The organism is Paraburkholderia sp., from assembly GCF_050742655.1.
Classification (GTDB): Bacteria; Pseudomonadota; Gammaproteobacteria; order Burkholderiales; family Burkholderiaceae; genus Paraburkholderia.
Window position 1 is genome coordinate 105,223 of sequence record NZ_JBOIGG010000005.1, and the last position, 22,941, is coordinate 128,163.

The 22,941-nt window shown below is 66.4% G+C and carries 19 protein-coding genes; 5 read left to right on the top strand and 14 right to left on the bottom strand.

Annotation, left to right across the window (positions count from 1 at the left end):
• Positions 1-151 precede the first annotated feature (151 nt).
• From ACREXZ_RS09390 to ACREXZ_RS09425, 8 genes are all read right to left on the bottom strand, one after another.
• Complete coding sequence (locus tag ACREXZ_RS09390) at positions 152-859, bottom strand: ABC transporter ATP-binding protein (RefSeq protein ID WP_431763781.1); 708 nt, start codon at positions 857-859, stop codon at positions 152-154.
• Positions 856-1,632, bottom strand: coding sequence for an ABC transporter ATP-binding protein (locus tag ACREXZ_RS09395; RefSeq protein WP_431763782.1), 777 nt, complete (start codon positions 1,630-1,632; stop codon positions 856-858). The genes ACREXZ_RS09390 and ACREXZ_RS09395 overlap by 4 nt, the downstream gene beginning before the upstream one ends.
• Positions 1,629-2,984, bottom strand: a complete 1,356-nt coding sequence (locus ACREXZ_RS09400; protein ID WP_431763962.1) for a branched-chain amino acid ABC transporter permease — start codon at positions 2,982-2,984, stop codon at positions 1,629-1,631. Before ACREXZ_RS09400 ends, ACREXZ_RS09395 begins: the two co-directional genes overlap by 4 nt.
• 124 nt (positions 2,985-3,108) lie before the next feature.
• On the bottom strand, positions 3,109-4,047 hold the full coding sequence (locus tag ACREXZ_RS09405; protein WP_431763783.1) for a branched-chain amino acid ABC transporter permease: 939 nt from the start codon (positions 4,045-4,047) through the stop codon (positions 3,109-3,111).
• Positions 4,048-4,050: 3 nt separating this feature from the next.
• Positions 4,051-4,494 (bottom strand): acyl-CoA thioesterase, encoded by a 444-nt coding sequence (locus ACREXZ_RS09410; RefSeq protein ID WP_431763784.1) that lies wholly within the window; start codon positions 4,492-4,494, stop codon positions 4,051-4,053.
• Positions 4,495-4,514: 20 nt separating this feature from the next.
• Entirely contained in the window at positions 4,515-5,663 is a 1,149-nt protein-coding gene (locus ACREXZ_RS09415; protein WP_431763785.1) for an iron-containing alcohol dehydrogenase, read from the bottom strand.
• 71 nt (positions 5,664-5,734) lie between these two features.
• Positions 5,735-6,265, bottom strand: a complete 531-nt coding sequence (locus tag ACREXZ_RS09420; RefSeq protein ID WP_431763786.1) for an NUDIX domain-containing protein — start codon at positions 6,263-6,265, stop codon at positions 5,735-5,737.
• A gap of 287 nt (positions 6,266-6,552) precedes the next feature.
• Positions 6,553-7,821 (bottom strand): YbfB/YjiJ family MFS transporter, encoded by a 1,269-nt coding sequence (locus ACREXZ_RS09425; protein WP_431763787.1) that lies wholly within the window; start codon positions 7,819-7,821, stop codon positions 6,553-6,555.
• A 129-nt stretch (positions 7,822-7,950) separates the two neighbouring features.
• Between ACREXZ_RS09425 and ACREXZ_RS09430 the strand changes: the two genes are divergently transcribed.
• Positions 7,951-8,871 (top strand): LysR family transcriptional regulator, encoded by a 921-nt coding sequence (locus ACREXZ_RS09430; RefSeq protein WP_431763788.1) that lies wholly within the window; start codon positions 7,951-7,953, stop codon positions 8,869-8,871.
• A 90-nt stretch (positions 8,872-8,961) separates the two neighbouring features.
• Here ACREXZ_RS09430 and alaS read toward each other — a convergent pair whose 3' ends face one another.
• Positions 8,962-11,586 (bottom strand): alanine--tRNA ligase, encoded by a 2,625-nt coding sequence (gene alaS / locus ACREXZ_RS09435; RefSeq protein ID WP_431763789.1) that lies wholly within the window; start codon positions 11,584-11,586, stop codon positions 8,962-8,964.
• Positions 11,587-11,932: 346 nt separating this feature from the next.
• On the opposite strand from alaS, the gene ACREXZ_RS09440 reads away from it, so the two are divergent.
• Positions 11,933-13,153, top strand: coding sequence for a CaiB/BaiF CoA transferase family protein (locus ACREXZ_RS09440; protein ID WP_431763790.1), 1,221 nt, complete (start codon positions 11,933-11,935; stop codon positions 13,151-13,153).
• A 22-nt stretch (positions 13,154-13,175) separates the two neighbouring features.
• Here ACREXZ_RS09440 and ACREXZ_RS09445 read toward each other — a convergent pair whose 3' ends face one another.
• From ACREXZ_RS09445 to ACREXZ_RS09455, 3 genes are all read right to left on the bottom strand, one after another.
• Positions 13,176-13,730 carry an RBBP9/YdeN family alpha/beta hydrolase gene (locus tag ACREXZ_RS09445; RefSeq protein ID WP_431763791.1) on the bottom strand — a complete coding sequence of 185 codons (555 nt, stop codon included), beginning with the start codon at positions 13,728-13,730 and terminating at the stop codon, positions 13,176-13,178.
• A 22-nt stretch (positions 13,731-13,752) separates the two neighbouring features.
• Positions 13,753-15,456: a gamma-glutamyltransferase gene (gene ggt, locus ACREXZ_RS09450; protein WP_431763963.1), complete on the bottom strand. Its 1,704-nt coding sequence runs from the start codon at positions 15,454-15,456 to the stop codon at positions 13,753-13,755.
• Positions 15,457-15,667: 211 nt separating this feature from the next.
• Positions 15,668-15,877, bottom strand: coding sequence for an ornithine carbamoyltransferase (locus ACREXZ_RS09455; protein ID WP_431763964.1), 210 nt, complete (start codon positions 15,875-15,877; stop codon positions 15,668-15,670).
• A gap of 335 nt (positions 15,878-16,212) precedes the next feature.
• Between ACREXZ_RS09455 and ACREXZ_RS09460 the strand changes: the two genes are divergently transcribed.
• Positions 16,213-17,940: a glutamine--tRNA ligase/YqeY domain fusion protein gene (locus ACREXZ_RS09460; RefSeq protein WP_431763792.1), complete on the top strand. Its 1,728-nt coding sequence runs from the start codon at positions 16,213-16,215 to the stop codon at positions 17,938-17,940.
• Positions 17,941-18,114: 174 nt separating this feature from the next.
• Positions 18,115-19,014, top strand: coding sequence for a transporter substrate-binding domain-containing protein (locus ACREXZ_RS09465; RefSeq protein WP_431763793.1), 900 nt, complete (start codon positions 18,115-18,117; stop codon positions 19,012-19,014).
• Positions 19,015-19,044: 30 nt separating this feature from the next.
• Here ACREXZ_RS09465 and ACREXZ_RS09470 read toward each other — a convergent pair whose 3' ends face one another.
• Positions 19,045-19,494, bottom strand: a complete 450-nt coding sequence (locus ACREXZ_RS09470; RefSeq protein WP_431763794.1) for an NUDIX hydrolase — start codon at positions 19,492-19,494, stop codon at positions 19,045-19,047.
• Between the two features lie 163 nt (positions 19,495-19,657).
• Entirely contained in the window at positions 19,658-20,947 is a 1,290-nt protein-coding gene (locus ACREXZ_RS09475) for a cytochrome-c peroxidase (RefSeq protein WP_431763795.1), read from the bottom strand.
• A 306-nt stretch (positions 20,948-21,253) separates the two neighbouring features.
• Between ACREXZ_RS09475 and ACREXZ_RS09480 the strand changes: the two genes are divergently transcribed.
• A complete protein-coding gene (locus tag ACREXZ_RS09480; protein ID WP_431763796.1) occupies positions 21,254-22,834 on the top strand; it encodes an acid phosphatase in 1,581 nt (526 codons plus the stop codon).
• Positions 22,835-22,941: the final 107 nt, after the last annotated feature.

The window sequence follows — 22,941 nt, forward strand, 5'->3', positions numbered from 1 at the left end:
GACGCAGTCGCCGCGAGCGCTTCCGCGGCGACTGCGTTAGAGGGTGCGTGCTACAGGACATCCAGGCGTCAGTTTGAAGTGACCGGTCGAAAGGGACCTGTGGCCGAACCCGGACAACGCGCCGTACCGGGCACGTTTTTCACTCTCTGCATCACCCGACGCCGAGCCATTCGTCGATCACATCCCGCCGCTCGCGAAACGCATCGAACGTACCGTCGAACACGATCTCGCCATGCCCCATCACCGCGACGCGCTGTGCGAGCGCATGCGCGATCGCGAGCCGCTGTTCGATCAGCAGCATCGCGACGCCCCGTTCGACTAGCGTCCGCAGACATGCACTCACCTGTTCGATGCGCTGCGCCGCGAGCCCTTCGGTCGGCTCGTCGATCACGAGCAGATCGGGGTCGCCGAGCAACGCGCGGGCAAGCGTGAGCATCTGCTGCTCGCCGCCCGACAATGCACCCGCGCGCGTGCGCTGCCGCTCGCGCAGCACCGGGAATAGCGCGTATGCGTCGTCGAACGTGAAGCGCGGCGCGCGGGCCCGACGTATCTGCCCGAGCAGCAGGTTCTCGTGCACGGTCAACGTGGGAAACACATCGCGATGCTCGGGCACGTAGCCGATGCCGAGTCGCGCGATCTCGAACGGTCGGAGGCCAGCGAGCGAACGGCCCGCGAAATGCAGCTCGCCGTCGCTGCGGACGAGCCCCATGATCGCGCGCGCGAGCGTCGAGCGCCCCGAGCCATTGCGGCCCGCGAGCGCGAGCACTTCGCCCGCTTCGATGCGCAGGTTCACGCCGTGCAGCGCCTGGCTCGCACCGTGCCATGCACGCAGACCGCGGATGTCGAGCAGCGCCGTCATCGCTTAACACCGTCGTCGAAGTTGTCGCCCACAGTGTTGCCAAGATAAGCGGCGCGCACCGACGCATCCTGGCGGATCGCGGCCGGCGTGCCGGTCGCGATCACGCGTCCGCCGACGAGCACCGAGATGCGGTCCGCGAGACCGAAGACCGCTTCCATGTCGTGCTCGATCATCAGCAGCGTGCGACCCGCGGTCGCGCTGCGGATCAGTTCGATTGCACGCGCTGCCTCAGCGCGGTTCATCCCCGCAGTGGGCTCGTCGAGCAACAGCGTGTGCGCGCCGCCCGCGAGCGCGAGGCCAAGATCGAGCGCGCGCTGCTCCGCGTAGCTGAGCGTGCCGGCCAGCTCGTCGGCACGCGTGCCGAGGCCGACCGCGTCGAGCACCTGTTCCGCGCGCGTGTCGGCGGCACGAAAGCGGGTCCAGCGACGCCATGCGCTGCCGCGCCCGCGTTCCGCGAACAGCGCCGCGCAGCGCAGGTTGTCGAACACCGACAACCCCGCGAACACGCTCGTGTTCTGGAAACTGCGCGCGAGGCCGCGCCGGCTGACCGCCGCGGGTCCGAGCCGCGTGATGTCGACACCGAACAGCTCGATGCGCCCCGCACCCGGCCGGCTGCCTCCCGCAATCAGATTGAATAGCGTCGACTTGCCCGCGCCGTTCGGGCCGATCAACGCGTGGCGCTCGCCGGGTTCGACGACGAGGTCGACGCCGCGCAACACCTCGGTTGCGCCGAAGCGTTTTTCGATGCGATGGAGCGCGAGCGCGGCGGTCATGAGGCGATGTCCCTGGTGGTCGTGTCGTGCGCTTGATGAACGTCGACTAGGTCATCGGCGCCACTGCCCTGCTCCGCATGCACCGCTTCCGCCGCCTCCCATCGACGCCGCGCAGTGCGCGCCGCAACGAAGCCCACCGCCGCCAGCAGCACGACAAGCGCCACTACCGCCGCGACGTGCGTCTGCCCATCGGTGCGACCCATCGCAAGCCAGTTCGCGAGCGCCCCATTGCTGCCTGCATCGTCCGCGCCGAACTGCCGTGCGTACGCCCACTGCACGGCGATCACGATCGCCACCGCCCATGCGCACGCCGACCCCACGCCGAGCAGCCACGGCGCCACGCACGTACGCCAGCCGTAGCGCGCGAGCCGCGTGGACGCGCGCGCGGCAAACCCGGCGAGACCGTCGGGCGAACCGGCCACGACCGCGACGAACAGCAGCCCGAGATAGAACAGCCACGCGCGCGTCACGCTCGCGACCGCGACGCTGAAGAACGTCAGCACGACTGCGCCCGCGACCGGCCCGAAGAACGCGCCGGTCCCGCCGATCACGGTCGCGATCAGCACCGCGCCCGAACGCAGCATGCCGACGCTCTCCGTCGATACAAGCTCGACGTTGATCAACCCGAGGGTCCCCGCGATGCCCGCGAAGAACGCCGCGCACACCACGCTCGCATATCGGACGCGACGCGGCTCGCAGCCGATCGCCGCCGCGCGCACCGGGTTGTCGCGCACCGCGTTCGCGATCCGGATGAACGGTGTGCGCGACAGCGCGAACATCGCCACGCACGCGAGCACGCACCACACCGCGATCAGCACGTACGCCTCGCGCGCGGGGCCGAAGGTCCAGGCGCCGAGCGCCGGTCCGCTCGCGCGATCGATCGCGACGCCGGCCTCGCCGCCGAACCAGTCGGGTAGCGTCCACGCGGCGGCAGCGATCAGCTCGCCGATGCCGAGCGTGATCATCGCGAACGCGGTGCCCGCGCGGCGCGTCGATACGTAGCCGGTCAGCACGCCTGCCAGCGCGCCGCCGATTCCGCCGACTAAAGGCAAAAGCGGCAATACCGGCAACAACGGTAACGACCCGCCGAACGCGTTAAACACACGCGCGGCGATCAGCGCGCCGAGCCCCGCATGCACCGCGTGACCGAGCGACAGCAGCCCGGTTTCGCCGAGCAGGATGTTGTACGACAGCGCGAACACGATCATCGTCGCGGTCTGCGCGAGATAGGCGAGCAGCCAGGTGTTGGGCGATGCGGATGAGCCGAGGAGCAATGCGACGGGCGGCACCGCGAGCAGCGCGACGAGTGCTAGCCAGGGCGCGAGCGCGCGCAGCGATGGTGTGCGCGACATGCGATGGATGCGTTCCGGCGCTGCGTCGAGTCGTTCGCCTGCCTGACGTGAATCGCGCATGTCGTGTGCGTCGTGTGCGTCGTGCGATTCACGCGCCCCACGCCGATCGAACGGCCCCCGTGCGTCAGACATCGTCGTTATACCGGCCGAACAGTCCGCGCGGCCGCAGCGCGAGCATCGCGACGAGCAGCACGTATGGGATCAACGGCGCGAGCTGGGCGAGCGTCAGCGCGCCCCACGCGGACGACATCGGTTGCCCGAGCGTCGCCGCGATGTCACCGAGCGACACGTCGCTCGCGACCGCGAAGGTCTGCACACAGCCGATCAGCAGTGACGCGGCGAGCGCACCGCCAAGAGACCCAAGGCCACCGATCACGACGACCACGAACACGATCGACCCGACCGATTCAGCCATCGCCGGTTCGATCACGAAGAGCGGCGCACCGATCACACCGGCCAGCGCCGCGAGCGCGGTGCCCGCCGCGAACACACAGGTGAACACGCGTGGCACGTCGTGGCCGAGCGCTTCGACGGCCTCCGGATGCGTCAACGCCGCACGCACGATCAGCCCCGTCTTCGATACGCGCAGCACCGCGTACAACACCGCGAGCATCGCCAGCGACACCGCCATCATGAACGCGCGATAACGCGGGAATGCGGCGCCGTCGAACGTGAAGAGCGCGCCGTCGAGTGCATGCGGTACCGGTGCGGCAAGCGCCTGCAATCCCCAGGCGAGCTTCACCGTTTCGCCGATCAGATACGCGGCGCCGAACGTGAGCAGCAGTTCGGCGAGATGGCCGTGCGGACGCACACGTCGCAGCAGCACGCGCTCGAATGCCGCGCCTGCGAGCCCGACCGCGAGCGGCGCAAGCACCAGCGCACCCCAGAAGCCCGTTTTTGCTGCGATCGTCACGCCCACGTACGCGCCGAGCATGTAGAAGCTCGCGTGCGCGAAGTTGAGCACGCCGAGCATGCTGAAGATCAGCGTCAGCCCCGCCGACAGCATGAACAGCAGCAGCCCGTAGCTGACGCCATTCAGCAGGTTGATCGCGAGCGACTGCATGCGTCAGTCCGTCACCACAGCGAGCGGCAGCAGCGCGGCGCGCAGCGCATCGGGCAACGCAACCGGACGGCGCGTCACGCGATCCACGTAGACGTGCACGAAATGCCCCTGCGCAGCCGGCTCCGCGTGCCGTTCCCGAAACAGGCCGATCTCGTAGCGCACGCTCGACGAACCGAGCCGCGCGACACGCAGCCCCGCATCGACCTTCTCCGGGAACACGAGCGGCTCGAAGTAATTGCACTGGGTCTCGACGACGAGCCCGATCGTCTCGCCATGCTCGACGTCGAGCACGCCCGCGCGGATCAGATACTCGTTCACGACCGTATCGAAGTAGCTGTAGTAGACGACGTTGTTCACGTGACCGTAGACGTCGTTGTCCATCCAGCGCGTGGTGATCGGCAGGAAGTGGCGGTACGCGGCGCGCGGCGCGGGAGCGGGCTTGTTCATCGTGCGAGGTTGTCGATGGATCAGAGCGATTCGGTCAGCATCCGGCGGTAATCGTCGGCGCTCGCTTCGCGCGGATTGGTCTTGTGGCAATGATCGGCGAGCGCGCCCGCGATCACCTTGTCGAACACGGTTGGCTCGACGCCCATCTGCCGCAGACCGGTCGGCAGACCGAGACGCGCGGTCATGTCGAAAAGCGCCTGCGCGAGATCGGCGTGCTCCGGCAGATTCATCGCGTGACGCATCCGCGCGTAGCGACGATTCGCGACCACCGTTTCCGCATGTTCGTTGAAGCGCAGCACCGCAGGCAGCACGACCGCGTTCAGCGTGCCGTGATGCAGCGACGTGCGGCCGTTCACCGGCACGCCGCCGAGCGGATGCGACAGCGAGTGCACGCAGCCGAGTCCCTTCTGGAACGCCATCGCGCCCTGCATCGACGCGCTCATCATGTTGAGCCGCGCATCGCGGTCGCTGCCGTCGGCCGTTGCGCGTTCGATGTGTGCCCAGGCGCGCTCGAGACCGTCGAGCGCGATGCCGTCGGCGGGCGGATTGAACGCGGGCGCGAGAAACGTCTCGATGCAATGCGCGATCGCGTCCATCCCGGTCGCGGCGGTCAGCGACGGCGGCAGGCCGAGCGTCAGCCCCGGATCGCAGATCGCCGACTTCGGCAGCAGATGCCACGAGTGAAACCCGAGCTTGCGTCCATCGTCGAGGATCACGATCGCGCCGCGCGCGACCTCGCTGCCGGTGCCGGCGGTCGTTGGGACCGCGATCAACGGCGCGGCCGCTTCGGTGATGCGGCCGCTCCCGCCTTCGATCGTCGCGTAGCCGGTTAGCGGACCTTCATGCGTTGCAGCGATCGCGACGCCCTTCGCGAGATCGATCGACGAGCCGCCGCCGACCGCGATCAACCCGTCGCAGCGTTCGTCGCGATAGCGCGCGGCGGCGGCGAGCACCATCGCCTCGGTCGGATTCGACGGCGTGTCGTCGAACACCGGCACGTCGCCGAGCTGCAGCGCCGCGAGCGTCCGCTCGACCAGACCTGCCGCGACGACGCCTTTATCCGTGACGACGAGCGGCCGCGCGATGCCGATCCGGGAGCACTCCTTGCGCAGTTGCGCGAGCGCGTCGTAACCCAGATGGATATGCGTCAGGTAGTAGATGTACGCCATGCCAGTCTCCATTGGAATTATCGGATCGTGCAGCGAGTGCCGGTCCGTTACACGTTACTCGTTACTCATCGTTACTGCCCAGGCCGCTCGACGAATTCGAACGGCAGCCCGCGCCGGCGCATCCATTCGCCGAGCGCCTGGCCGGTGCCCGCGCGCCACGGACGCAGCTTCGCCGGTTCGACGAGCCGGTATTCGAGCAGTTCGGGCGACAGTGCGATCGTGCCGTATGCACGCACGTGGTACGCGATGATCAGTTCGTTCTTGCGGATGAATTCGTACACGCCGATCAGCTCGACGGTCTCCGCGTGCAGCGAAGTCTCTTCGAGCACCTCGCGCGCCACGCCCTGCTCCGGCGTCTCGCCGTTCTCGAGAAAACCGGTGATCAGCGCGAACATCCCTTCCTGCCACGCGGCGTTGCGCGCGAGCAGGATCTTGCCCTCGTACTCGACGATCGCCGCGACCACCGGCAGCGGGTTGTCCCAGTGGACGTAGCCACACGTGTCGTCGGGACACGCGCGGCGCACACGGCCGCCTTCGTGTGCGGGATCGGTGCGCTCGACGAGTGGCGTGGCACAGCGGGGACAGTATTGGTAATCGCTCATGGTCGAAAGGTCGCGAAGGTCGATGCGGGGTGTGGGTGTTGTTCGTTGCAGCTGCGTGCGTCGTGGCGCGCTACGTCGCAGCGCCGGCCGCGCGGCTCATGGTACCTCTCATGCGGCACAGCGCGCGCACATCGGCGGCGAAGCGCCCGGCGACGAGACGGTCTACGCAGCGTGACCGGACAGCGGACATTTTAGTGCGCGGCCCGGAAAGATGTCCGGCTGATCGGCGAAGAGAGGTGGGGGAAACGGAAAACGCGGGGATGGGTGTGGGTTGATGCGCCGAACGGTCAGCGCCGGCGCTGCGCAGCCAGCACGACCGCAACGAGACCCACCGCGCCGAGCATCAGTGCCCCGGCGGCGAGCCACAGCGCCGGCGAGAACGAGCCGGTGCGCTCCGCGATCGGCGCGGCGACGAGCGGCCCGACGATCTGGCCCAGGCCATACGCGGCGGTCGCATAGCCCATCAGGCCGGCTGCGCGATCGCCGTGCAGACGACGCGCCTCGCGCATCGCAAACAGCGTGATCGCGGTGAACGGCAGCCCGATCAGCACGCTGCCGAGCGCGAAGCCTCCCGCCGTCGGCCACACGATGCCGAGCGCTATCCCTGCCGCCTGCAACACGTAGCATCCGGCGAGCAGCGTGCGGTTCTCCCAGTGCGAGGGCAACCGGGCGGCGCACAGCGCACCGACGATCAGCGCCACACCTAACATCGGCCAGAACAGATCGGGCCAGGCGGAGCCTGGCGGCAACGCGTGGCGCGCGATCACCGGCAGAAAAGTCGCCGTGATGATGTAGCCGAAGCCGGGAATGCCGTAAAGCACGACGAGCCAGAAGGCGTCGGTGCGATGAGATGCGGGGGCGACTTCGGTGTACGAGCCCGACGTGGTCGCAGGAGGGGCCACGTTCGTTCGCTGAACAGCAGCGGGTGCCGTGGAATTGAGCGGAACATCACGCGGTGGCACAGCTGGTGGCACGACAAACACGCGCCACACGAGCGCCGTGAGCACGGCCGCGATCGCCGCAAAACCCGCCCAGCCCACGGACGCACCGTAGCCCGCCACCGCACCCGCGAGAAGCCCTGTGCCCGCGATACCGAAGCCAGGCCCGGTGTAGATCACGCCGCCCCACGCGTTCGCATTGAGCGTCGCGAGCCGCCGCAGCCCCCACTGCGACGCGAACACGAACGTCCACGCGCTGACCACGCCGGCCGCAAAGCGCACGACGGCCCAGATCCAGAACGTGGAGGTCACGCTCATCGCGAGCGTCAGCAGCACGGTCAGCACGAGGCCGGCGCGCACCATCCGTGCGTGCTCGACACGCAGTGCCGCGCAGGTCGCCGCGCCGACGAAATAGCCCGCGTAGTTCGACGACGCGAGCCAGCCGCCGTGTCGAAGATCGAGCATGCCGCCCGACAGCATCAGCGGCAGCAGCGGCGTGAACGCGAACCGCCCGATGCCCAGCACCACCGCGAGCGCGATCATGCAGCCGAGCGCGGCGCGCCGGGCGGCATGCGATTCGGAACGGTCGGCGAGCGGCATGGAGGCGAGATCGGTCATGAAGCGAGGGAGCGGCGAAGGACTAAATATAGAGCGGCAGGATCATTGCCGGATGGCGCACATCGTAGCCCGACCACCCCATCACAAAAAATGAATTATCCTGATGCCACCCATCGCCCAGAGAGAAACATGGATCTCGCCGCCTTGACGATTTTCCGCGCCGTCGTGCGCGAGCACGGCATCACGCGGGCCGCCGCGAAGCTGAACCGGGTGCAGTCGAACGTAACGACGCGCATCCGCCAGCTCGAAGAGCAGCTCGGCACCGAACTCTTCATCCGCGACGGACGACGGCTGGTGCTGACGCCCGCCGGCGAAACGTTGCTGCCGTACGCCGAGCGTCTTCTCGCGCTCGCCGACGAGGCACGCCACGCAGTCCGCGAGAATCGTCCGAACGGACGGCTGCGGCTCGGCACGATGGAAAGCGCCGCGGCGAGCCGTCTGCCCAGCCTGCTCGCGCGGTATCACCAGACGTGGCCCGACGTCGCGCTCGAACTCGAGACCGGCACGACCGGCCGGCTGATCGAACGCGTGCGGGAATTCGAAGTCGATGCGGCGCTGATCGCGACGCCGCTCGACGGCGGTGTGCCTGGCGAGCCGTTCGAAGTGGTGCCCGTGTTTCGCGAGGAACTGGTGATGCTGACGCCGCGCGGCCATCGACCGATCCGCGAGGCGCGCGACATCGCACTGTCGACGCTCGTCGCATTCGAGCGCGGCTGCGCGTATCGCAGCTACGTCGAGCGGTGGTATGCGCAGAACGGTCTGCGGCCGGCGCGCGTGCTCGAACTCGGTTCGTATCACGCGATCGTCGCGTGCGTCGCGGCTGGGGCGGGCGTGGCTGTTGCGCCGCGCTCGGTGCTCGAACTGCAGCCGCAGATGAACGACATCGCGATCCATTCGCTCGGCGCACTCGGCAAGATCGATACGCTGCTGATCTGGCGGCGCGGACATTTCTCGGCGGCGCTCAACGCGCTGCGGGCGGCGCTGCTCGAAGACAGCAATCTTGCGGTAGACGCTGCGGATCGCGGTAAGGAAGTGTTGCAGTTGGCGTAAGCCAGAACCACCCATAAAAAAACCGCACGTCTCACAACGTGCGGTTTTTTTGTACCGGCCATCAACGCCAGCGGCAATACGCGAGGCCGCTTAAAGCAACGCCTCGACCCAGCCCTTGACCCCCGCCAGCGCCGCCGCCAGACCGGCAGGATCGGTACCGCCCGCCTGCGCCATATCCGGCCGGCCGCCGCCCTTGCCACCGACCTGCTGCGCGACGAAGTTCACGAGTTCGCCGGCCTTCACCTTCTTGCTGGCCTCCGGCGTCACGCCCGCGATCAGACTGACCTTGCCGCCGTCGACCGATGCGAGCACGATCGCCGCGCTCTTCAGTTTGTCCTTCAGCTTGTCGACGGTTTCGCGCAGCGTCTTCACGTCCGCGCCGTCGAGCATCGCCGCAAGCACATGCACGCCCGCGACGTCGACGGCCTGACCCACGAGTTCGTCGCCCTGGCTCGACGCGAGCTTCGACTTCAGCGCGCCGAGTTCCTTTTCAAGCGACTTCACCTGGTCCTGCACCTGCACGATTCGCTGCGTCAGTTCCGACGGCTGCGACTTCAGCGCGGCCGCCGCTTCGCTGATGCGTGCGTCGAGTTCCTGCACGTAGCGCACCGCGTTGTCGCCGGTGATTGCCTCGACGCGGCGAATGCCTGCCGCAACGCCGCCTTCCATCACGATCTTGAAGAAGCCGATATCGCCGGTGCGGGAAACATGCGTGCCGCCGCACAGTTCGCGCGAAAAGCCGAGGTCGAGCACACGCACTTCGTCACCGTACTTCTCGCCGAACAGCGCCATCGCGCCGCCCTTCACTGCTTCGTCGTAAGGCATCACGCGCACGATGCCCGGCGCGTTCGCGATCACTTCCGCGTTGACGATCGCCTCGACGCGGCGGATCTGCTCGTCGGTCATCGGGGCGTTGTGCGCGAAGTCGAAACGGGTCTTGTCCGGATCGACGAGCGAGCCCTTCTGCTGCACGTGCGAGCCGAGCACTTCGCGCAGCGCCTTGTGCATCAGGTGGGTCGCCGAGTGGTTGCGCACGGTGCGGGCGCGGCGGACCGCGTCGATCTCCGCCTTCACGACGTCGCCGACCTTCAACGTGCCCTGTTCGAGCGTACCGTGATGGCCGACCACGTCGGCCTGCACCTTCAGCGTGTCCACGACCGCGAAGCGCACGCTCGCGTTGCCGAGCACGCCCTGGTCGCCGACCTGGCCGCCCGATTCCGCGTAGAACGGCGTGTGATCGAGCACGACGATGGCCTGCTGGCCCTTCTCGACTGCCTTCACCGACGCACCGTCCACATACAGCGCGACGACCTTCGCGTCGTCGAAGACGATCTCGTCGTAGCCGTGGAACGTGGTCTTCGCGCCCGAGTATTCGAGCCCCTGCGCCATCTTGAACTTGCCCGCGGCGCGCGCCTGGTCGCGCTGGCGCGACATCGCGTCGTCGAATGCCGGTTCGTCGACAGTGATGCCGCGTTCGCGGCACACGTCGGCGGTCAGATCGAGCGGGAAACCGTAGGTGTCGTGCAGCTTGAACGCGAGTTCGCCGTCGAGCGTCTTCAAGCCCTTCGCATCGAGATCGGCCAGCGCGCCTTCGAGGATCGACATGCCGTGCTCGATCGTCTCGAAGAAGCGCTCTTCTTCCTGGCGCAGCACGTCGGTCACGCGCGCCTCGGCCTCTTTCAGTTCCGGATACGCGGCGCCCATCTGCGCGACGAGGTCCGGGACCAGCCGGTTGAAGAACGCGCCCTTGCGGCCGAGCTTGTAGCCGTGGCGGATCGCGCGGCGCACGATCCGGCGCAGCACGTAGCCACGGCCTTCGTTGCCTGGAATCACACCGTCGACGATCAGGAACGAGCACGCGCGGATGTGATCGGCGATCACCTTCAGCGAGTTGTTGGTCAGATCTGTCACGCCGGTTTCGCGGCCGGCGGCCTTGATCAGCGCCTGGAACAGGTCGATTTCGTAGTTGCTGTGCACGTGCTGCAGCACCGCGGCGATCCGCTCCAGCCCCATGCCGGTATCGACGCACTGCTTGGGCAGCGGCGTCATGTTGCCCTGTGCGTCGCGGCTGAACTGCATGAACACGAGATTCCAGATCTCGATGTAACGGTCGCCGTCTTCGTCAGGAGACCCCGGCGGGCCACCCCATATGTCCGGGCCGTGGTCGTAGAAGATTTCCGAGCACGGGCCGCACGGACCGACGTCGGCCATTTGCCAGAAATTGTCCGATGCGTAGCGCGCGCCCTTGTTGTCGCCGATGCGGATGATCCGCTCGACCGGCACGCCGACTTCCTTCGCCCAGATGTCGTGCGCCTCGTCGTCCTCGTGATAGACGGTGACCCAGAGCTTGTCCTTCGGCAGCTGATAGACGCCGGTCAGCAGCTCCCACGCGTAGTGGACCGCGTCGCGCTTGAAGTAGTCGCCGAACGAGAAGTTGCCGAGCATCTCGAAGAACGTGTGATGCCGCGCCGTGTAGCCGACGTTTTCCAGATCGTTGTGCTTGCCGCCCGCACGCACGCTGCGCTGCGAGGTCGTGGCGCGCGCATAGGGCCGCGATTCCGCGCCGAGAAAGACGTCCTTGAACTGCACCATGCCCGAGTTGGTAAAGAGCAGCGTCGGGTCGTTGCCCGGCACGAGGCTCGACGAGCGGACGATCGTATGGCCCTTCGATTCGAAGAACTTGAGGAATTTCTCGCGGATTTCGGCGGCTTTCATGGCGTGCTGGGGACGGTCTCTGCTTGATCTGGCGGTGTTGGGCCCGGTCCTGACGCAGACAGGCGCTGGACAGGCCGTGAAACGACCGATTATACGGGATCAACGCTCGCGCGCGGGTGCGCAGGCTGTGCCGGACGGGGTTCCGGCCGATCGGCCAGGTTTCGGGGACCGCGCGGTTTCGGCGTCGTGAGGCCGCTGCTCCGTGGCCCTATGCGTCCGGGCACACATGACCCTGCCGTTTGGCCGGATGCCCGGCCGTGCAGGAATCGCTTAAGATTGCCCTTCGCTGCGCTCCGCCAGGGACGCCGTAGCCCGTTTAAACAAGGTAACAGGACAAGGTCCAAACATGGGTGCACTCAGTCATATCCGCGTGCTCGATCTCACCCGCGTGCTCGCGGGTCCGTGGTGCGCACAGACGCTCGCCGATTTCGGCGCCGACGTGATCAAGATCGAACGCCCGGGCGTCGGCGACGATACGCGCCACTGGGGGCCGCCCTACCTGAAAACGCCCGGCGGCGAAGACACGCACGAGGCCGCGTACTACCTCGCGGCGAACCGCAACAAGCGCTCGGTGACCGTCGACATCGCGACGTCCGAAGGCCAGAAGATCGTCCGCGAACTGGCCGCGCAGAGCGACGTCGTGCTCGAGAACTACAAGGTCGGCCAGTTGAAGAAGTATGGGCTCGACTATGAATCGCTAAAGGCGGTAAAACCCGATCTCGTGTACTGCTCGGTGACGGGCTTCGGCCAGACCGGGCCGTACGCGCAGCGCGCGGGCTACGACTTCATCGTGCAGGGCATCGGCGGCTTCATGAGCATCACCGGCGAGCGCGACGCGCTGCCCGGTGGCGGTCCGCAGAAGGCCGGCGTCGCGATCGCCGACCTGATGACCGGCATGTACTCGACGGTCGCCGTGCTCACCGCACTCGCGCATCGCGACCGCACGGGCGTTGGCCAGTACATCGACATGGCGCTGCTCGACGTGCAGGTCGCGATGCTCGCGAACATGAACTCGAATTTCCTCGCGAGCGGCAACGCGCCCGCGCGCTGGGGCAACGCGCATCCGAACATCGTGCCGTACCAGACCTTCCAGACCAGCGACAGCTGGATCATCGTCGCGGTCGGCAACGACGGGCAGTTCCGTAAATTCGTCGAAGCGGGCGGCCGCGCCGAACTCGCCGACGACGACCGTTTCTCGAGCAATCCGGCGCGCGTGCGCAACCGCGACGTGCTCGTGCCGATCCTCGCGGCGATGGTGCGCACGCGCGACAAGCACGCATGGATCGCCGCGCTCGAAGCGGCCGGCGTGCCGTGCGGGCCGATCAACGATCTGGAGGAGGTGTTCGACAACGAACAGGTGATCGCGCGCGGTCTGCAGGTCGATCTGCCGCATCCGTCGGGCGGCACGGTGAAGCTCGTGCGCAATCCGGTGAACATGAGCGCGACGCCACCGCAGGCGCGCACGCATCCGCCGACGCTCGGCGAACACACCGACGAGATCCTGCGCGATGTGCTGGGCTACGACACCGCGCAGATTGCGGCGTTGCGGGGGCAGTCGGTGATCTGAGTGGATGGGCCAGGCGCGTTCGTCAGACCTGAGCGAACGACGCAAGCAAACGCGCCCCCTCTTCCCAGTCACCCAGACCGCTGTCCGCATTGATATGCCCGCGCGGGCCGATCTCGAACCAGCCGCTGCCCCATGCATCGGCACAGCGGCGCGCAAACGGCAGACCACCGTACGGATCGTCGGAACTTGCCACGATGGTGCTGCGAAACGGCAGCTTCTCGAGCGGCACTGGCGCGAAGCCGCCTGCATCTTGCGGAAACTGCGGGCCGGCCGGGTCGGGCACCGCGACGAGCAGCGCGCCCGCGACCTTCGCGAGCGCGTCGGGCGTCGCGTACTGTGTGGCCCAGAACGCGACCGTCAGACAACCGAGGCTATGCGCGGCGAACAGCACCGGCTTCGATGCGGCAGCGACGCTCGCGTCGAGCGTGCGACACCATGCATCGCGCTGCGGATAGTCCCAATCCGCCATCGGCACGCGCACGCATTGGGGATAAGCCGCTTCCCAGCGCGTCTGCCAGTGTCCTTCCAGTGAATTCTGATAGCCCGCCAGTACCAGCACCGTCTGTTGACTGAACATTGCGGCCTTTCCTCTGTACGCGTTATGGAAACACGCGCGCAACACCCGCGCCGCGCGGATCCGCAGCCGGCTGCGGATGGGTGCCCTCGACGCGCACGAGCTGCACGTCGCCGTTGAACGGCTGGCCCTGCAGATCGTAGCCGAGCCCATGCAACTGCTCCGCAAGTTCGCCGTCGATCGGATGGTACGGCTCCCAGTAGATCGTCTTCGGTGGCAGCAGTTGATGATGAAAGCGCATCGCGGCGAGCGCGTCGGCCGGCGACAGGTCGAAGTCGTACAGATCGGTCATCACCTGGAAGACCGACGTGAAGATCCGCGAGCCGCCCGGCGTGCCTATCACGAGCGCGACCTTGCCGTCCTTCAGCAGAATCGTCAGCGTCATCGACGACAGCGGCCGCCGTCCCGGCGCAACCGTATTCACGTCGCCGCCCGTCACGCCGAACTGGTTCGGCACACCAGGCTTCACGACGAAATCGTCCATCTCGTCGTTCAGCAGGAAGCCCGCGCCGTCGATCACAACGCCCGAGCCAAACGGCCCATTCAGCGTGTACGTGTTGGACACCGCGTTGCCCCACTTGTCGACCACCGAGAAATGCGTGGTCTGCGCCTTCTCGGGCATCGTGTCGCCGAGGCCGGGCTTGACCGGCACGGCGCCCGGCACTTCGTCGGGGCTGACTTCGTCGGCGCGCTGCGCGAGGTACGCGTCGTCGATCAACCGGTCGACCGGCACACGGTACGAATCCGGATCGCCCATGTACTGCTGGCGGTCGGCGAATACGCGGTCCTCGATCTGCGCGACCAGATGAATGTACGGCGCGGAATTCAGATCGAGCCCGGCGAACGCGGGCTTCAGATACGCCTTCATCTTCAGCAGCTGGATCAGGCCGACACCTCCCGAACTCGGCGGCGGCGCGGTGACGATCCGGTAGCCGTTCCAGTCGGCCGTCACCGGCTCGCGCCACACAGAATGGTATTGCTGCAGATCGTCCTTCGTGATCAGGCCGTGGCCGACCATCTGCCGGTCGATCAGATCGGCGGTACGGCCTTCGTAGAATTCACGGCCGCCGTCGCTCGCGATACGCGTCAGCGTCTGCGCAAGCTCCGGCTGGCGAAACGTGCTGCCCGCTTTCAGATCGGCGAAATACGTATCGAAATTGGTCTTGCCGGCGAATTTCGGCGCCGCGTAGTCACGGCGTTTCTGCAGCCAGGGGGCGACGGTGAAGCCGTCGGTCGCGTAGTGAATCGCGGGCGCGAGCACCTGCTTCCATTTCAGCTTGCCGAAGCGGCGCTGCGCGGTCCACAGGCCATCGACGGTACCCGGCACGCCGGACGCCCGTCCGCCGACGAGACTCAGGCCCGGCACCACGTTGCCCTTGTCGTCGAGATACATGTCGCGCGTCGCACGCTGCGGCGCGCGTTCGCGGTAATCGAGAAAGTATGGTTTGCCGTCGACGTACAGCGTCATGAAGCCGCCGCCGCCGAGATTGCCCGCATCGGGATACGTGACGGCAAGCGTGAACGCAATCGCGACCGCGGCATCGACCGCGTTGCCGCCTTCGGTGAAGATCTGTTGCGCGGTGTCCGCGCTGTAGCGGTCGGGCACCGCGACCGCCGACGCATCGAGCACCGCCTGTGGCTGCGCGGTTTTCGCAAGCGCGGGGGCGATGCCCGTGAAGCTCGCGCCGAGCGCGACGACGAAGCCGAACGCGACGGACCAGCGGCGCATCGTGCTTGCCGCGCGCGGCGTGGGCACCGCGGAAACTACCGGTGAAAGCGTGGCACGACGCAAGCCGTACATCGAAGAAGGCATCGACGGGACTCCAGAAACCGAGTGGGTCATCTTGCCGAACGGCACGGTTTCCCGCAACACGGCACGCCTCGCGGACGCTCGCCGCTATTCAGTGCAATCGCTCGATGAGACCGCTGGGCAAGACCGCTCAATGTCCCGCGCCGATCAGCCCGCCCGCCGCCGCACCGACGATCGTTCCCACCGGACCGCCGGTCAGCACGTAGCCGAGCGCGCCGCCCGCGCCCGCGCCGATCGCCGCGTGGGCCTGCGAGCGCGACATCGAGCCGCACGCGCACAGGCTCGTCAACAGCAAGGCGGCGGTGGCGATCTTCAGAGCGGTAGTCGTGTGGCGGTTCATCATGATTCGGTGCTTCCTGGTGAATTCGCGTGCAGCAGGCCGCCAGAATCGGCAGCACCGCCTCGAGCAAAAAGCGCGACGGCGGATCGCGACGGCACACGGCGTCGCAACGGACGCATCCTAAGCGGGCCACGCATACGCGGACAAAGCGTTTTACCCCCTGTTACAGCGTGCAACTGCGCTGTAACTCCGCTGCAACCGGGCGCGCGGCCCGCCGCTTTGGCCGATCCGCGCTGCCGCCCCGCAGGCAAAGGCTGCCGGCCCTTGACACGTCAGGTAGAATTGACAAATCAGCAGGCGCGGTGCGCGCCCCAAATCGACTCTCTCCTTCTCGCATGAACAACGAACGCAAAGACGCCGATCGCGGCGACGCGCCGGCGGCGTCCAATTTCATCCGCAACATCATCGACGACGACAACCGCTCCGGAAAGTGGGGCCAACGCGTCGAAACGCGCTTCCCGCCTGAGCCGAACGGCTATCTGCACATCGGCCACGCGAAGAGCATCTGTCTGAATTTCGGCATCGCGCGCAACTACGGCGGCATCTGCCATCTGCGCTTCGACGACACGAACCCGGAAAAAGAGAGCTTCGAATACGTCGACTCGATCGTCGACGCGGTACGCTGGCTCGGCTTCGAATGGAAGCTGGCCGATGGCGCCGACTATCAATACTTCGCCAGCGACTACTACGACCGGCTGTACGAATACGCGGAACTGCTGATCCAGCGCGGCAAGGCATACGTCGACAGCCAGTCCGCGGAAGACATGCGCGCGAACCGCGGCTCGGCGACCGAGCCGGGCGTGCCGTCGCCGTTCCGCAACCGCACGCCGGAAGAAAACCTCGATCTGTTCCGCCGGATGAAAGCCGGCGAGTTCAAGGAAGGCGAGCACGTGCTGCGCGCGAAGATCGACATGGCGTCGCCGAACTTCAACATGCGCGATCCGGTGATCTACCGGATCCGCTTCGCGCATCACTACCGCACCGGCGACACCTGGTGCGTGTACCCGATGTACGACTACACGCACTGCATTTCGGACGCGCTCGAGAACATCACGCACTCGCTGTGCACGCTCGAGTTCGAAGATCACCGGCCGCTGTACGACTGGATCCTGAATGAACTCGCCGAAGCGGGCATCTTCACGCGGCCGCTGCCGCAGCAGATCGAATTCTCGCGCCTGAACCTCACGTACGCGATCACCAGCAAGCGCAAGCTGCTGCAGCTCGTCACCGAAAACCACGTCGACGGCTGGGACGATCCGCGCATGCCGACCATCGTCGGCCTGCGCCGCCGCGGTTTCACGCCGGAGAGCATCCAGCTGCTGTGCGACCGCATCGGCGTGACGAAGGTCGATTCGTGGATCGACATGAGCGTGTTCGAAGGCGCGCTGCGCGACGATCTCGACGACAAGGCGCCACGTGCCGCCGCCGTGCTCGACCCGCTGAAGCTCATCATCGACAACTTCCCCGAAGGCACGACCGAACCGTGCAGCGCACCCGTGCATCCGCATCATCCGGAGCGCGGCACGCGGTCGTTCGAGATTTCGCGCGAACTGTGGATCGAACGCGACGACTTCAACGAGACGCCGCCGAAGGGCTTTTTCCGTCTGTTCCCCGGCAACAAGGTGCGGCTGCGCTACGGCTACGTCGTCGAGTGCACGGGCGTGGACAAGGACGCGGACGGCAACGTCACGGCGGTGCACTGCACGTACTTCCCGGACAGCAAGTCGGGCACCGAAGGCGCGAACAACTACAAGGTGAAGGGCAACATCCACTGGCTCTCCGCATCGGATGCGGTGCCGGCAGAAGTGCGCCTGTACGATCGCCTGTTCCGCGAACCGCAGCCGGACGCGGGCGGCCGCGACTTCCTCGACGCGCTCAATCCGGATTCGAAGCGGATCGTCAGCGCGTGGATCGAACCGGGGGTGCGCGACGTCGAACCCGAAGCACGCTATCAGTTCGAACGGCATGGCTATTTCGTCGCCGACCGCTACGACTCAAAACCCGGCAAGCCGGTGTTCAACCGCATCGTCGGGCTGCGCGACAGCTGGGGCAAGCCGGCCTGACGAAACGCGGGGCGAGGTTGCGGGGTATGTCAGTCAGGACGTCATATCGGTGTGACGTCCGTGAACAGCAACGGTGCGAGCCTGCGTCGCGCCGTTGCCGCAATACGCTACACAAGCTGCAAGCGCTACAAACGCTACGAGAAAAAGTGCGCGGCCACCGCGCGGAGAAAAACGATGAGACCTGCGGTCCGATGCCGGCTGGCCGCGCTGTTCGCGACAGCGTGCGTCGCATCGGCTGCGCCCGCCGAAGACCTGTCCGGCACACTGAAAAAAATCCACGACGAACAGACGATCGTGCTCGGTGTGCGCGACGGATCGATTCCCTTCTCGTATTTCGACGGCCAGCACACGGTCGGCTATTCACAGACCATCGCGCTCGCGATCGCCGATGAGGTCAAACGCACGCTCGGCCTGCCCACGCTGAAAGTACGCGAGGTCACCGTCACGTCGACGAACCGGCTGTCGATGCTGCTCAACAGCCAGATCGACATCGAGTGCGGCACGACCGCGCACACGCGCGAGCGCGAAAACCAGGCAGCCTTTTCGAACAGCTTCTTCGTCTACGCGGTGCGGCTGATCGCGCGCCGCGACGCCGGCATCGCTGATTTCGCCGACCTCGCCGATAAAACGGTCACGACGACGGCGGGCACGACCATCGAGCGGCGGCTGCGTCAGTTGAACCGCGAGCGGCAGCTGCATATGCGCATCGTCAGCGCGCGCGATCATCGCGAGGCGTTTGCGATGGTGCAGAGCTCGCGCGCAGTCGCGTTCGTGATGGACGAGCCGCTACTGTACGGCTTCAAGGCGAGCGATCCGCATCCGGACGACTACATCGTGACCGGCACGCCGCTCGGCAACGAGATCTATGCCTGCATGTTCCGCAAAGGCGACGAGCCGTTCAGGAGGCTCGTGAACAGCGTGATCACGTGGATGCAGACGTCCGGCGAGGCGGAGCATCTGTACGACGTCTGGTTCATGCAGCCGATTCCGCCGAACGGCATCCGTCTCGGCCTTCCGTTCTCGCCGGAGATGCGCGCGTTGTTCGCGCATCCGAACGACACACCGATCGATTGAAGCAGTTCAAGCGTGTGCGGCAGGCCCGTGTCAAAGCGTGCGATGCAGTTCCGCGAGCGACAGCGTCGTCTCGAACAGAAGCGTGAGACTGCGGCTCGCGTACTGCGCGACTTCGTCGAGCGTGACCCAGCGCCACGCGTCCATCTCGGGGATCAGCACGCCGTCGGAGCGACGCGGAAACATCGACTCGCACACGCACGACGACAGATCGAGTTCGTCGTCACGGGCACGGGCAGCGAACAGATGCAGGTCCTTGTCGCGCCGGTAGACGAAGCGGCCGAGGTCTTTCAGACGGTCGGCTGCGAGCACGATGCCTGTCTCCTCGACCAGTTCGCGCAGCGCAGCGACGTGCGGCGCCTCGCCCTCTTCGCCCTGCCCTTTTGGAATGTCCCAGTGCGTGGTTTCGGTCGCGTGCGCGAGCAGCACGCGACCGTCGGGATCGAGCAGCACGATGCCGCACGAGACGGTGCGCGAACTCATCGGCGCACTCGCTCGACAGATACGCGCAGCGGATCGGACGTGGGCGCGGGAATCGCGCGCCGGGCGTTCGAGGAGATCATCGGCTGTTCCGGGTGGCCGCAAAAAGCGGGGCCAGTCAGAATAGCATGCAGCTTTCCGGGCGCAGGCGTGTCCTGCAAAGCGTTCAATGCACCGGCGGTCGATACCCGTCGGTCAGCGTCCCGAGAAACGCGACGACATCCTTGATCTCCGCTTCGTCTAGCGACGGCGCGTCGCCGCGCTTGCGGTCGAACGGCGGATCGGTGTTCAGGTTCGTCCAGTAGCGCTTCGGCAGATCGTCGAATTTCTGCACGACACCCTTCGACACCGGATAGAACTTCTCCGGATTCGTGTCGCGCTCCGCGTAGAAGCGCACGACTTCGTCGAGCGAACTGTAGATGCCGTTGTGGAAGAAGCGTTTTTTCAACGCGACGTTGCGCAGCGTCGGCGTGCGAAAGATTCCGCAGAATTCTGCGCGACCCTTCAGGTCCCGGCGCTCCGGTCCGCACGCGCCGAGATCGTAGTAGTGCGGGTTGCGGTTCACCGCGAGCGTGCGGTTGCGCGGCACGCCGATCGCGATCAGGCCGAAGTCGCTGAACTGCGGCGGCGAACCGTCGCGTGCACGCGCGCTGATGTGGCAGCTCGCGCAGTTGCCCTTTTTCTCGTCGTCGAAGAGCTGCAGGCCGCGCAGTTCGGCGGCGCTTAGTTGCGCCTTGCCCGCGAGATACGCGTCGTACTTGCTCGTGTACGGGTAGAAGATTTCCGGCGACTGCTCGAAGGTTTCGAGTGCCTTCAGCACGGCGTCGAACGTCGCGTCGTCGCTGTCGAAGATCTGCTCGCCGAAGGCATCGCGGAACGCGGCCGCATACGGCGCCGCCCTCACGGCCGCCGCGACCTTATGCGCCGTGCTGCCCATCTCGAAGGCCGACAGCAGCGGAATGCGCGCCTGGTCCGAGCCGCGGTCGACGCGACCGTCCCACGTCAGACCACCGGTCGGTCCCGCATCGACGCTCTCGTCGCCCTCGTCTTCCGACTCGTGATAATGCTCGCTGAACGCGGGCACCGACTGCAGGTATTTCAACGTCGGCACCGCGCGAAAACCCAGCTGACGCATGTCGCTGCCGCCGAACTGTACCGGCAGCGCGTTCGGCGCGTTGAAGCCCCGCTCGGGGCTGTGGCACGACGCGCACGCGAGCTTGCCCGACCCCGACAGCGACGCATCGAAGAACAGCTGCTTGCCGACCACGGTCATCTTGCGGACCACCGTATACACTTCGGCGCGCGTCTGGCCGCCGGCCGGCGCATCGGTCTTCGCGACCGGCATCGACACAGGCTCGGACGCCGCGCTTACGCTCGATGCGCTCGATGCGCCAGATGCCCCTGCGCCCGATTCACGCGCATTGCACGCGGCCAGCGCAACCAGCACCAGTGGCACGCATGCCGCCGTCACCCCGATTCGAATCCCCGTCAGACCACGCCGCATAGGTAGCACATTCTTGTGTTGATGAACGGCGCGAGCGTATGTCACACATGTGTCGACACAATGACATACGCCCTACCATCGCCCGACCATCTCCGCACATCGCACGGCATGAACTAAAGCTGATTGAACGAAAAACTTAAGCGTATCGTAATTAATTACATCTCTCTGTCAAAAACCGCTGCGAGACTTCCGTCGCAGGTTGACCGTCGGCCGTGAGCCGCCGGCATGCCTGTCCCCAACGCGAGAGAGACACCACCGATGAACAAGAAACTGATCTGCGCGACGCCCATCGCGATCGCCGCGGCACTCGTGCTGTATGCCTGTGGCGGCGACGACGTCACGAGCAAACCGCAACTGGGCGCCGTCAAGAACGTCGTCGTCATCTATGCAGAAAACCGCAGCTTCGACAACCTGTACGGCAATTTCCCCGGTGCCAACGGCCTGCAGAACGTCACGGCGGCGAGCGCACGTCAGCTCGATCGCGACGGCTCGGTGCTCGCCACACTGCCGCAGATCTGGAACGGTCTGACGCAGACCGGCGTAACACCGGCGATCACCCAGGCGATGACCGCGAACCTGCCGAACGCCGCCTTCGCGATCGACGATCCGAACGGCTTCAACGCGCCGGCCAGCGCGACGACGCGCGACCTGTATCACCGTTTCTACGAGAACCAGATGCAGATCAACGGCGGCAAGAACGACAGGTTCGCCGCATGGGCCGATTCGGGCGGCCTCGTGATGGGCCACTACACGATGAACGCCGACAAGCTGCCGCTGTGGAAAATCGCGCAGCAGTACACGCTCGCCGATAACTTCTTCATGGGCGCGTTCGGCGGCTCGTTCCTGAATCACCAGTGGCTCATCTGCGCGTGCACGCCGACCTATGCGAACGCGGACAAGAGCCCTGCGTCCGGTTCGATCTCCGCAGTGAACGCGGACGGCGTATCGCTAACGCTCGCGAGCAATTCGCCCGCTTCGTCACTCACCGGACCGCCGAAGTTCGTCAACTCCGGCAACCTCACACCCGACTTCTTCGCGATCAACACGATGCAGCCGCCGTATCAGCCGAGTGGCAACAAGGCGGCATCGGGCGGCGACGCGAATCTCGCCGACCCGGGCGTCGCGACGACGCTGCCGCCGCAGACGCAGCAGAACATCGGCGATCTGCTGAACACCAAGGGCGTGTCGTGGGCGTGGTACAGCGGCGCGTGGGGCGCGGCGCAGCAGGCCGCGCAAAACGGCACGGCGGGCGTGATCTACGGCGCAAACCTGAGCGCGCCGAACTTCCAGCCGCACCATCAGCCGTTCAATTACTTCGCGGATCTCGCGCCGGGCTCGACGGCCCGCTCGCAGCATCTGCTCGACGGCGGCCTCGCGGGTTCGGAGTTCATCAAGGCCATCGATGCGGGCACGCTGCCGCAGGTGTCGTTCTACAAGCCGCAGGGCAACCTGAACGAGCACCCGGGCTACACCGATGTCACGTCGGGCGACCAGCACATCGCCGACCTGATCTCGCATCTGCAGAAGAGCCCGCAGTGGAACAACATGGTCGTGATCGTCACGTACGACGAGAACGGTGGCTTCTGGGATCACGTCGCGCCGCCGAAGGGCGATCGCTGGGGTCCGGGTACGCGGATTCCGGCGCTGATCGTGTCGCCGTACGCGAAGAAGGGCTTCGTCGATCACACGCAATACGACACGACGTCGATCCTGCGCTTCATTACGGCCCGCTTCGCGCTGCCTGCACTGCCGGGTCTGACGGCCCGCGACAGCGCGCTGAAGGCGAATGGCAATCCGACGATGGGCGACCTGACCAACGCGCTCGACATCGCGCACTGATGCCTGACGCACACTACCGGTAAGCAACAGCCCGCATCACGCGGGGTTTTTGCAGGGCAGCCATGGCTGCCCTTTTTTATTGGCTCGTGAGCACGACGGGGTCGACG

Bases quoted from the DNA above. Each gene is read 5' to 3' on its own strand.
- ACREXZ_RS09390 (WP_431763781.1), bottom strand. From the start codon at position 859: ATGACGGCGCTGCTCGACATCCGCGGTCTGCGTGCATGGCACGGTGCG.
- ACREXZ_RS09395 (WP_431763782.1), bottom strand. From the start codon at position 1,632: ATGACCGCCGCGCTCGCGCTCCATCGCATCGAAAAACGCTTCGGCGCA.
- ACREXZ_RS09400 (WP_431763962.1), bottom strand. From the start codon at position 2,984: ATGTCGCGCACACCATCGCTGCGCGCGCTCGCGCCCTGGCTAGCACTC.
- ACREXZ_RS09405 (WP_431763783.1), bottom strand. From the start codon at position 4,047: ATGCAGTCGCTCGCGATCAACCTGCTGAATGGCGTCAGCTACGGGCTG.
- ACREXZ_RS09410 (WP_431763784.1), bottom strand. From the start codon at position 4,494: ATGAACAAGCCCGCTCCCGCGCCGCGCGCCGCGTACCGCCACTTCCTG.
- ACREXZ_RS09415 (WP_431763785.1), bottom strand. From the start codon at position 5,663: ATGGCGTACATCTACTACCTGACGCATATCCATCTGGGTTACGACGCG.
- ACREXZ_RS09420 (WP_431763786.1), bottom strand. From the start codon at position 6,265: ATGAGCGATTACCAATACTGTCCCCGCTGTGCCACGCCACTCGTCGAG.
- ACREXZ_RS09425 (WP_431763787.1), bottom strand. From the start codon at position 7,821: ATGACCGATCTCGCCTCCATGCCGCTCGCCGACCGTTCCGAATCGCAT.
- ACREXZ_RS09430 (WP_431763788.1), top strand. From the start codon at position 7,951: ATGGATCTCGCCGCCTTGACGATTTTCCGCGCCGTCGTGCGCGAGCAC.
- alaS (WP_431763789.1), bottom strand. From the start codon at position 11,586: ATGAAAGCCGCCGAAATCCGCGAGAAATTCCTCAAGTTCTTCGAATCG.
- ACREXZ_RS09440 (WP_431763790.1), top strand. From the start codon at position 11,933: ATGGGTGCACTCAGTCATATCCGCGTGCTCGATCTCACCCGCGTGCTC.
- ACREXZ_RS09445 (WP_431763791.1), bottom strand. From the start codon at position 13,730: ATGTTCAGTCAACAGACGGTGCTGGTACTGGCGGGCTATCAGAATTCA.
- ggt (WP_431763963.1), bottom strand. From the start codon at position 15,456: ATGCGCCGCTGGTCCGTCGCGTTCGGCTTCGTCGTCGCGCTCGGCGCG.
- ACREXZ_RS09455 (WP_431763964.1), bottom strand. From the start codon at position 15,877: ATGAACCGCCACACGACTACCGCTCTGAAGATCGCCACCGCCGCCTTG.
- ACREXZ_RS09460 (WP_431763792.1), top strand. From the start codon at position 16,213: ATGAACAACGAACGCAAAGACGCCGATCGCGGCGACGCGCCGGCGGCG.
- ACREXZ_RS09465 (WP_431763793.1), top strand. From the start codon at position 18,115: ATGAGACCTGCGGTCCGATGCCGGCTGGCCGCGCTGTTCGCGACAGCG.
- ACREXZ_RS09470 (WP_431763794.1), bottom strand. From the start codon at position 19,494: ATGAGTTCGCGCACCGTCTCGTGCGGCATCGTGCTGCTCGATCCCGAC.
- ACREXZ_RS09480 (WP_431763796.1), top strand. From the start codon at position 21,254: ATGAACAAGAAACTGATCTGCGCGACGCCCATCGCGATCGCCGCGGCA.